Genomic DNA, 9,792 nt, shown 5'->3' on the forward strand with positions numbered 1-9,792 from the left:
CAGAATTAGAACGAGTGTTTAGAAAAAGATGTGCCATTTATTGACATAGGAGCAGGTTTTTTATGTTAAGGAATAATCACAATAATTACTTTGGAGAGACTAAAACGCATTATAAATTATATAAATGCGGTAAGAATTGGGCTGTTATGGGGATTTCAGTATTTTCGCTGGGATTAGGGATGCTAGTTACAAGTCGGCCAGTGTCAGCTTATGCGGCAGCTACCAGTACCTCAAGTAGTGCAGTAAGGGCTGAAACGACCAATGCAAGTAGTAGCAGTGCAACGAAGACCGATTCAACCAGTGCAAGTAGCAGCAGTGCAGTAAAGACTGAAACGACCAGTGCAAGTAGTAGCCGTCCCCCTGGTTATCACCTGCCGGAACATCATTTTTCCAGTTGACGTCAAACTTCTTTAGAATGCCTTCCTGTTGTAACTTCGTAAAACCGAATTGGGAAGACTCGTAAACGACGTCGGCGACCGGCTTATTTTTTCCGACACCAACCGGTTGATCACGTCGCCACCACCTAAACTGACCGGGGTAATGTTGAAGCCGGCCTTCGCCGCCTCCTTCTTCAACCACGCGCCCCGACCACTAGACAGTGAATTAGAATACAACACGATTTTAGCCGCTTTACTTGCTTTGGCACCGTGCTGGCTTTGCTGGGAACAGCCCGCAAATAACACGACCATTGAACATAACGCTAACCACCGTAATCCGAATCTCGTCCGTTTACCCATCTTCATGACACTCAACAGCTCCTTCAAAATTAGTTAAGCTACAAAAGCATTATTTCACTCGGCTTATTGATCAATAATCACGGAAAAGTAAATAGTTGGTAAATAATACGTAAAACTCGAATTTGCGCTAGCAGTTTTTTTATGCCGACTCGAACTAACCGGTACCGTTCGGCTTAAATCAGCCACAAAAAAGGGCTAGTCAAGCATTCAAGCCGACTAGCCCTTCTTCATTAGTTGAATTATAACTAAAGTTGAAAACCGCGTTGCTTTAAATTTAAAAACTTAATTCCGTTTCCGTTGCGGTTTTACCAAACTCATCAAGCCGGCTAACATGATTCCCAGTAAGCCTAGCAAGCTTGCGGATTGACCCGCCCGCTCATCAGTTTGTGGTAAACCGGTTGCCGCGGCCCGACCAGCTTTGGCAGCGGTCGTTGGCGTCAACTTGGCCTTAGTAGCTGACGACGTCGCCTGATTAGCGGTTGTGGTCGGTGTGGTTGGGTTTTCCACTTCACCAGCAAGCTGGTCTTCAGCAGTCGTCGTGGTTGATCCGCCACCCGGTTGCGTGGTCGCGCCGGTCTGACCATTTTCTTTGCCATGGTGATCACCAGTCTGACCGTTACCACCACTAGGTTGTCCTCCGGGTTGGCCGTTATCAGTTGTCATATTCGCAACCAGTACCGTAACAATTCGCGCCGTGCCGTCGTTATCAAAGTCGTAGCTAACCGTCGTCTGGTCACCGGTCAAATGGTACCCAGCTGGCGCCGTCAGTGTGTAAGCCGTGCCAGCCGCGGTCAACGTTACGGTCGTCGTTTTAACCAGTTGACCGTTGTCATCCTGGTAATTGATCGTCACGGTCTGCGGCAAGTCTTCGCGCACGACTAACGTACTGAGAGCGGCCAGGTTAGTGTCCGTTCCGAGGGTGACCGCATCGCTGCCGAGCAGCACCCGGCCGTTGGTCAAGTTGACGGCGTCAAAGGCTTGGGCGCTGTCGTTCACGTTAAAGAGCACGTATAACTTGTGGCCGCCCGCTAAATATTCGAAGGCGAAGACGCCGTTTTTACCGTCCTGTAAGACCTTGACCGTCTTGTCGATGTCAGCGTAGTTCGTCAGCCGGAACGCACTTTCGTCCTTGCGTAATTGAACCAGCTGCTTAAAGTAGTCGACCAGTTCCTGATTATCCTGAACGCGGTCCCAGTCGATCTGGTTGACCGCATCCGGTGACTGGTAACTGTTCTCGTCGCCGCCCTTGGTCCGCAGGGATTCCTGTCCACCGTAAACGAACGGGACCCCCTCGGCCAAGAAGGCCATCGAGGTTGCCAGCTTGTCACGCTTGATCAGGTTAGCCTGGGACTCGTTCGGCATCAAAGCCGTTAACATGTCGTAGAGCGTCCGGTTATCGTGGCAAGCCACGTAGTTCAGCGTCTGACTCGGCGACTGGTACGGGTGAGCCGTGGCTGCATTAGCGTAATCCTGACCACCGAGGAAACCGGCAATAAACGCCTGGGCGTGCTGGTCGTAGTCGTCTTCCTGGGCGTTTCCTTCGACCAGCCCCTTACTGATGCCGCCAAACTCGGCCCCCCTGATGGCGTTGCGAATATCATCACTGAAGAAACCAACGTGCTGATCAAGTTTGTCAGCGTTATACTGTCCCGCACCAATGTCGTGGTTGGTAGCGCGCATGTCCCAGCCTTCGCCGTAAACCAAGATACCGGGGTCGATAGCGTTCAATTCGGCGCGAATCGCGTTCATCGTGTCGACGTCCAAAATGCCCATTAAATCAAAGCGGAAACCGTCGATGTTGTACTCGGTCGCCCAGTACTTCACCGAATCCAGAATGTACTTGCGAACCATCCTGCGCTCACTGGCGACGTCGTTTCCGACCCCGCTACCGCTGGTTGGGTGGCCACCTTGATCATACTGGAAGTAGTAACCCGGCACGACCTTTTGAAAGGCCTGTTCGTCCATTGAGTAGACGTGATTATAAACCACGTCCATCACCACGCGAATCCCGGCCTTGTGGTAGCCGTTGACCATTTCCTTCATTTCCAGCACCCGCGCAGTCGGGTCGCTGGCGTCGCTAGAATAAGTCCCCTCCGGAACGTTATAGTTCTTCGGGTCGTAACCCCAGTTATAACTCGGGTCGGCGCTGGTTTCATCAATGCTGGCAAAGTCGTACATCGGCATGAGTTGTACGTGGGTCACCCCGAGGTCCTTCAGGTAATCCAACCCGGTCGCTTGACCGGATGCGGTGTGGGTGCCGGATTCGACCATGCCGGTAAACTTCCCCTTGGCCGTCACACCGGAATTCGGGTCCTTGGTGAAGTCGCGGACACTAGTTTCATAAATCACGGCGTCGGTTGGATCACTAAAGCTCGGTAACCGGTCAAAGTCGGCTGGCTTGACCGCATCAACGTCGGCAATCACACTGCGGTTGCCATTAACGGTGACCGCCTTGCTATAAGGGTCCTCAGTGGTGGTCACGCTACCGTCACCGAAGTGGAGCTGATAGTCGTAGGCCCAGCCCTGATAATCGCCGGGAAGCACCGCCGTCCAAACGCCCTTGGCGCCCCGCTGCATGGCAATCGTCTTGGTCACCGCGGCGTCGGCGGTATGTTGCTGATAAAGGCGTAGTTCGATTTGATTGACGGTCGGGGCCCACAACTTGATTTGCGTCCGCTGCTTGCTGTAGGTCACACCTAGGTCGTCGCCGTCGTAATAGTATTCGTTATCGAACGCTTGTGAGCGGACGTAATCGCCGATGTCCATAACCTTAGCGTTACCGTTGAAGCTGACGCTGTTAGTGGTCATAATGTCGAGGTCGGTAGTGGTCGTCAACTTGAACTGCTTGCTCCGTCCGGTTGCGTCCGGTGCAATTGCCGTCACGTCCTTAACGGTATGTCCGGCCACGCTCAGTTGTTGGCGGGCCTCCGCCGCCGTCAGGGCCTTGCCGATTGTCACGGTAACTTCCGTCGGCGTTTGCATGGCCGCGCTAGTCACCATTTCCTGTTGCAGCGCAAAACTAGCGGTGTAATACGGCTGCTGATCCCCGGCCACGACGTAAATGTCGGTCGCGGCGTCACTAGCTACCGGCGTGAAGGCCCGCGTCAATTCATCAGCACCGACCGGTTGGACGTAAACGGTCGTAAAGTCGGCGGCCGTCAACTGCACGGTGCCGAGCAAATTGCCGTTGGCGTCGGTTTGGTTCAAATCAACCGTTTGTGCCCCTGCCTCACCGGCCTTGTCGGTCCACACGCGGTAGCGATTAACGGCCGACTGATTCTTGTCATGATAATGCACGTTGATGGTGGTGTCGTGGTAAGTCGGCGTCACGTCCTGAGCGTCGTCACTGCCCGCACGGTACCAGACTTCGCCCTTCCCGTTATCGTCGACGGTAACGGTCCGGTTGGCGCCATTGCCGTCCTTATCCCAACTATCGACACCCTTGATCAGCACGCCGAGTTGTTGGTAATTTTGATCCATGTCGATTTCGGCGTAGGCACCAAAATCATCGGTTCCGGTCCAGTCGTACTGCTGACCATTACCGTTAGGTTTCAGTCCCCAAACGTACGGCGCCCACTTACTACTGTCACCCTGATAGTGAATAATCACCTTGGTCGTGTCCTTAACGGGGACCGGTGCCGTCATTTCAGTCTTCGTGTCAACTTGGACCGAGACACTGACTGGTTGGGTGACCGGCGCCGGTGTCTCAACTTGACTGGTTTTCGGTGTGGCGGTTTTGGCCTTTTCGCTAGTGACCACCGGATTAGTCTTCGCTACTTCCGGTACGGCAACCGACTTAGTTGAAGAAGTTGACTGATTAGTCTTCGTTTCAAGTGACGATTGCAGGTCTTTTTCACCCGTTAGCGTGCTGGTCGCTGCCGGCGTTTGGGATATCGCCACGTCGGTTTTCGTCGGCTGGTCAGCAGCTGGGTCGATGCTTGGCACCTGGTCCGTTTCGGCAACGGTTCCCGATTGTTCCGCGTTGGTTGTACCAGTTGTCGTTGTCGTTGCCGGTTTCGCAACCGATTGCACGGCCGTCGTGGTTGTTTGAGTATTTGACAGCGTATCCGCTTGCACTGTCGTGGTCGACAACCCCATACCGATTCCCATGGCTAAGACCGCACTTGACGCATACCGCCACTGTTTCCCGTGTTTCCACATCCGCCAATTTTCCTGAACAACATCCTGATTATGCATATTCTGCAACCCCCTAATAACATTCTGTTCGCCCTTGAATCTAAACCTAGACCAATTGGTGTTCATACCACTAGGTTAATGCAAGCGCTTCAATAACGCAAGCATTTTTCAAATGTTAACGTTATCATTATTAGGTGCTATAAATAATTGACAGTGGTCAACGCTGTACTAAAAAACTGACCGAATCACGAACGTTGCGCAACTAATGACCAGTGCCGATGGTTAACTTAGGTTGGTTAAGTCAGCTACCCAATCAAAAACTCGGGATGGTAGTGGCCACCCCGAGTTGTGTTAATTATTATGAACTTCATCACCGAATTGGTACGTCTGTAGGTTGGCGACATTTAAGTCCTGATTACTGGCAATGGTTTACGCTTTTTCCGTCACAATCTTGGCAAAACCGGCTTGCAACTCGCTGTTTTGGCTGGTGCGAACGTATAAATCATCACCGTTAGTTGTTCCGGTTACGAAAACTACCGGTTGCTGATTGTGTAAGCAAAAAAAGTAGGTCGTTAAAAAGCCATGCTGATTATCCATCGTTGCCGCTTCCACCACTTGAAACGGTGCCGACTGTTCACCGTCCTCCGACCAGCGCAACTGAATTCGCTGATTAGCCAAAATCACGCGATTATCAAGTTGTCCAGATTCAATTGCATTCGGAAAAGTAAATCCATAATGATCCGGGCGTTCACCGTCATAGGTTCCCACGTAGGTCTGCCCCCATTCGTTGCTGCCACGCGTGCATAAACTTAACCAGTTGCCAGCGTTTAGTTGCATTCCAACGGGTCGCCGTGACCGTCTCCTTAGCGTCACGACTTTTTTGAGCCGTCCCAGTGGTAGAACTTGCCCGGTCAGTACTTGCCTGTTTTGATTTTGCCCGCTGCTGACTAGTTTGCAATGCTTCTTGATTGGTGGGCGTTTCAGTAACTTTAACCTGGTCGTCCCCACAGCCACTCAGTAATAATACCCCTGCAAATAAGACTCCCCAGCCTTTGCGCATCCGCCTGTGCCTCCCTTTAATTATTAATATATTTATATTAAATGTTACTAAAACTGGCCGGAAAAGCAACTTAAAAAACGGCCCGCAACCGCGACCGTTTTTTCAACCTTAGGCACTTAAATTTTTTCCGTCGGCGGCACCAGCACAAACCGCTGGTGGTGATCACGCCCCTGCTCCAGGGCGGCGTGTACTTCCGCAGCGGCCACAAACGGCTGGCACTTGAGGTCGTCTTCGAGTAACGCACCCGCGGCAAACTGCGGATTTAACCACTTTGCCGCCCGCGCTAGTTGGTCGTCGGTAGCGTGGCTGATGACGAAGCCGCTAATTTGCTTTTGGGCCATGTAAAACTGGCGGACGTCGAAGGTAAAATGATTATCCGCCGGCGCCGTGATCAGCGTGACCTGGCCGCCCTGATTGAGCGCCGCCAAGTTAGCCTGCAATGGCACCTTACCGGACGTATCAATGATGTGATCAAACTGCCGGTCGCACTGGGACGCCACCGGTTCGTGGTAATCCAACGTTAACTCGCTTCCCAATTGCCGACAGCGGTCAAAGTCGCGCGCTGCGGAAGTCGTCGTCACGACCGCCCCTAACTGGTGCGCTAGCTGAATAAACTTACGGCCGACGTTCCCGGCCGCCCCCTCGATTAGGATGGCCTGCCCGCGGGTTAGTTGCATGACGTCTTGCAACACAATCACGGCCGTCGCGGCCGAATGGACCGCCGCCACCATTTCGGCGGTCTCCCCATCCGCCCGTCGTAACCGGCAGAGTTGGTCCAAACCAAATCACCGACCGCGAAGTTAGTCACGCCGGCCGCCACCCGCAGTACCGTGCCGACCAAATCACGGCCGACAACGTGCGGCGTGGCCAGTGCCGTTTGAAACGCCCCACTACGAACAAAGGTATCGACGTGGTCGACCGCCACGGCCTGCACTCGGACCAGTACCTGATTGGCCCGTAGTTGCGGTTCGTCAATTTCCCGCAATCGTAACGCTCCCGGCCCACCGAGTTGCTCGAAAGTCACTGCCTGCATCTAAAAAAACTCCTCTCATCATTTTAATTATATCTGTCCTTAATTTTAACGAAACTGGGCGAGAACGCAAAGGTGGCTCGGTTTTCCAAATCTTCTAATTATCGTCACTGAACCAATATTTCCACTAAAAAAGTCGGCAACTACTTGCCGACTCCCGTCCCCTATTTCACTTCCACAAACTTACTCGTTGCGTCGTCGTACTTTGCTAAGATATCATTCTTTTTATCGTAGCGATAAGTATCAACTAGCTTATCGCTGTCTTCATCGTATAACTTGATTTCGGTCACGTTATCCCACGGCTCACTTTCAACGTACGTGTAGTCGTCGGCGTCCCGGTCTTCTTTGTTAGCCATGACGGAAACCGCGGTCGCCGCGTCACTTTCTAAGTCATGGGTTTGCGCGACAATTGCAAGCTGTTTGAAGAGGTCATTTTCAATCGCTTGAAATCTTTTAAAATTATTCGAAGCTTGGCTGATCCACTGATGATTTGCTTTTTCGACGACTTCCTCACCGTACTGCTCGCGAATCTCTTCGCCATACTTTTCCTCATTCTCTTGTAGACTAGCCTCTTTAAACGCCTGGAATTTTTCTTCGTCTGTCATTTCTAAATCTCCTTTCTGATAACGAATCGTGTCATCAATCAGTTGCAACATTTGATCCAATTGCGCACGCTGCTGCTCGAGCGCAGAACGTTGCTGCTGTAAAGTTGCCACGATTTCATAGTCGGAAGCCAGCATCATTTTTTTCACCTGCGAGATAGGTAACCCTAATTGCCGATAAAAAAGAATCTGTTGTAGCCGATCAACTTGATCGGTGCCAAAATAACGATATTGATTTTGCGGATCGCGCTGCGCAACCAACAGTCCCTCATTCTCGTAAAAACGAATTGTGCGCTGACTGACACCGGCCAACTTTGCTAATTCACTCGTCCGGTAATTCATGAACTGACCTCCCAACTTCTTGAGTATAAAGGCTGACGTGACGTCAGGGTCAAGCATTTTTTTAATTCAAACTATCGATTAACACGACGCGGCCAACTCGGTGATGCATGCAACTTACCATTGTTCATGGTTCCATATTCTGCCGTCTAGCTCACCCTCCGCATTCATTCGGCGTTGTTTTAAGTCATCTTGATAACATAGGACGGCGCTGAGCAATGCGCGTTCGGTGTAGTCGCTCTCGCTTTTCAACTCTGCTGTGATTCGGACTAACCAATCTTCTGCCATTAATCTTTCTCTCCCTGCTTGATCTGTGAGACTTGCCAAATGAGATCGCGATATTGTTCCAATTGCGTGGTCAGCTGCTCTGAAACCAGTGACACGTTAGCGGCCTGCGTCGGATGCGCCGTCGCCATTTTTTCCAGCTGTGCCACCAGCCAGTCGCCTTGTGCAGCAAAGTTCGTCGGGTCATCCATCGTCAAGAATTGTTGATAACGAATCAACAACGCTTGCTTTTCCACCTCGGTCGAGTAGGCAAAATGACTGATCAAAAGCGGTGCCCGATAATGCCAACCCAACTTATCCGCGAATGCCTGATAGGGACGCAATAATTCACTCATCGCATAATGTTCAGAGCCGCCAGATTGATAACGCGCCAAGCTCTGACCCAGCGAGACAACCAGTGCCAATTGCTTACCCGCTAAAAATTGATACTGCCCCTGCTCACCACCAAAAACTTCATCCTGCCATTTTTTGAGAATAAACGGCGCACTGTACCAATAGAACGGAAATTGAAAAATAATTCGGTCTGCCTGCGCCAATAAATGCAATTCTCGCTGACGATCAAACTGCCCCTCTGATGATAAGTCGTGCCAAATCACATCGGCATCTGGCAAACTTGCCTTCAAGAATTGTTGCGTGGGCGAATCCGCAATATTAGGATGGGCAACCACGATTAAAGTTTGCAATTTTAAACCTTCTTTCTCAAACACGCTGAATGATTCCAGCAGCTAATAATAAAAGTTGTGTTGTCGTCGGCCCGATAAATTTAAACCCTCGTTTTTTCATATCTTTTGCAACTGTCGTGCCTAAACTCGAGGGTTGATTTAGTGGTACGTCCGGTTCAACCGACTTCCGCCAAACTTCTTGCTCGGTAAAATGCCATAGATAAGTTGCAAAATCTGAAAATTCTGGCGGTAATTGGCAAATTGCACGTGCATTAGAGACAATGGCACGAATCTTGCGGGGATTCCGAATCATTTCCGGGTTTTGCATGAGTTTTTCAATCTCTGGTTCATCAAAGGCTGCAACTCGTGAGATCTCGAAGTTCGCAAACACGCGACGGAAAACGGGTAACTTGCCAGCAGCCACGCGCCAGCTCAAGCCAGCTTGAAAAACCGCGACCACTAAAAGCTCAAACAATTGCTGATCATCATGAGTTGCTTGTCCAAACAAGCGCTGATACTCTCGAATTCCCTCTCTAGAATTCTCTGACAAAAAATCACCACCAAACTTTGATGTCAGTTTAACATAAAAATAACAGCGAGTGGTATCAGTGAAAACTTACTGACACGACTTGCTGTGGTATGCGTTGAACCGAAGTTGCTGCGGAAAATGGGCATACTTGCATGTGGATTGTCGAACCGAAGTTGCCACGGAAAACGGTTGTTCCTGCTGTGGCATGCGTTGGACCGAAGTTGCTACAGACAATGGGCATGCTAGCCTGTGGGGCCGGCTGCAGCTCTTTAGAAGCAAGCTTCTAAAGGAGCTTTCGCCTAAAACTTGTAGCTTTTGTTGCACAAAATCTAAAGTTTTGCCCGTGTTGTAAGCCTACTCACGTGTTGCACACGTTCGTCAGCTAACACCACTGTCACTGCAATCATGCCC

General features: G+C 50.9%; 9 protein-coding genes and 2 pseudogenes. 2 read left to right on the top strand and 9 right to left on the bottom strand.

What is annotated here, in order from left to right; translation table 11 throughout:
• Nucleotides 1–62: 62 nt before the first annotated feature.
• Nucleotides 63–140: pseudogene (locus FC15_RS09335) on the top strand (KxYKxGKxW signal peptide domain-containing protein); the annotation flags it as partial.
• Nucleotides 141–146: 6 nt separating this feature from the next.
• The gene (locus tag FC15_RS08995; protein ID WP_235803335.1) at nucleotides 147–398 is read left to right on the top strand and encodes a hypothetical protein; all 252 of its coding nucleotides are present in this window, start codon (nucleotides 147–149) and stop codon (nucleotides 396–398) included.
• A 12-nt stretch (nucleotides 399–410) separates the two neighbouring features.
• On the opposite strand, the gene FC15_RS04690 is transcribed toward FC15_RS08995, so the two are convergent.
• The 9 genes and pseudogenes from FC15_RS04690 to FC15_RS04725 all read right to left on the bottom strand — a co-directional run bounded on the left by FC15_RS04690 (nucleotide 411) and on the right by FC15_RS04725 (nucleotide 9,402).
• On the bottom strand, nucleotides 411–743 hold the full coding sequence (locus FC15_RS04690) for a putative periplasmic lipoprotein (protein WP_057824458.1): 333 nt from the start codon (nucleotides 741–743) through the stop codon (nucleotides 411–413).
• Nucleotides 744–1,019: 276 nt separating this feature from the next.
• Nucleotides 1,020–4,934 carry a type I pullulanase gene (gene pulA, locus FC15_RS04695; RefSeq protein WP_222592717.1) on the bottom strand — a complete coding sequence of 1,305 codons (3,915 nt, stop codon included), beginning with the start codon at nucleotides 4,932–4,934 and terminating at the stop codon, nucleotides 1,020–1,022.
• 369 nt (nucleotides 4,935–5,303) lie between these two features.
• The gene (locus tag FC15_RS09225; RefSeq protein ID WP_057784991.1) at nucleotides 5,304–5,642 is read right to left on the bottom strand and encodes a DUF4767 domain-containing protein; all 339 of its coding nucleotides are present in this window, start codon (nucleotides 5,640–5,642) and stop codon (nucleotides 5,304–5,306) included.
• A complete protein-coding gene (locus FC15_RS09230; RefSeq protein ID WP_057784992.1) occupies nucleotides 5,629–5,934 on the bottom strand; it encodes a hypothetical protein in 306 nt (101 codons plus the stop codon). The genes FC15_RS09225 and FC15_RS09230 overlap by 14 nt, the downstream gene beginning before the upstream one ends.
• 116 nt (nucleotides 5,935–6,050) lie before the next feature.
• Nucleotides 6,051–6,967 (bottom strand): annotated as a pseudogene (locus FC15_RS04710) (quinone oxidoreductase family protein).
• A gap of 161 nt (nucleotides 6,968–7,128) precedes the next feature.
• Nucleotides 7,129–7,908, bottom strand: a complete 780-nt coding sequence (locus tag FC15_RS04715; protein WP_057824460.1) for a MerR family transcriptional regulator — start codon at nucleotides 7,906–7,908, stop codon at nucleotides 7,129–7,131.
• Nucleotides 7,909–8,022: 114 nt separating this feature from the next.
• Nucleotides 8,023–8,193, bottom strand: a complete 171-nt coding sequence (locus FC15_RS09135; RefSeq protein WP_157051242.1) for a hypothetical protein — start codon at nucleotides 8,191–8,193, stop codon at nucleotides 8,023–8,025.
• Nucleotides 8,193–8,873, bottom strand: coding sequence for an NAD(P)H-dependent oxidoreductase (locus FC15_RS04720; protein WP_162258405.1), 681 nt, complete (start codon nucleotides 8,871–8,873; stop codon nucleotides 8,193–8,195). Before FC15_RS04720 ends, FC15_RS09135 begins: the two co-directional genes overlap by 1 nt.
• Nucleotides 8,874–8,889: 16 nt before the next feature.
• Nucleotides 8,890–9,402 carry a DNA-3-methyladenine glycosylase I gene (locus FC15_RS04725; RefSeq protein ID WP_057824464.1) on the bottom strand — a complete coding sequence of 171 codons (513 nt, stop codon included), beginning with the start codon at nucleotides 9,400–9,402 and terminating at the stop codon, nucleotides 8,890–8,892.
• Between the last annotated feature and the right edge of the window lie 390 nt (nucleotides 9,403–9,792).

Source organism: Lapidilactobacillus concavus DSM 17758, assembly GCF_001435835.1.
In the GTDB taxonomy this organism is placed as follows: domain Bacteria; phylum Bacillota; class Bacilli; order Lactobacillales; family Lactobacillaceae; genus Lapidilactobacillus; species Lapidilactobacillus concavus.

Bases quoted from the DNA above. Each gene is read 5' to 3' on its own strand.
- FC15_RS04690 (WP_057824458.1), bottom strand. From the start codon at position 743: ATGAAGATGGGTAAACGGACGAGATTCGGATTACGGTGGTTAGCGTTA.
- FC15_RS08995 (WP_235803335.1), top strand. From the start codon at position 147: ATGGGGATTTCAGTATTTTCGCTGGGATTAGGGATGCTAGTTACAAGT.
- FC15_RS09230 (WP_057784992.1), bottom strand. From the start codon at position 5,934: ATGCGCAAAGGCTGGGGAGTCTTATTTGCAGGGGTATTATTACTGAGT.
- FC15_RS09135 (WP_157051242.1), bottom strand. From the start codon at position 8,193: ATGGCAGAAGATTGGTTAGTCCGAATCACAGCAGAGTTGAAAAGCGAG.
- FC15_RS04715 (WP_057824460.1), bottom strand. From the start codon at position 7,908: ATGAATTACCGGACGAGTGAATTAGCAAAGTTGGCCGGTGTCAGTCAG.
- pulA (WP_222592717.1), bottom strand. From the start codon at position 4,934: ATGCATAATCAGGATGTTGTTCAGGAAAATTGGCGGATGTGGAAACAC.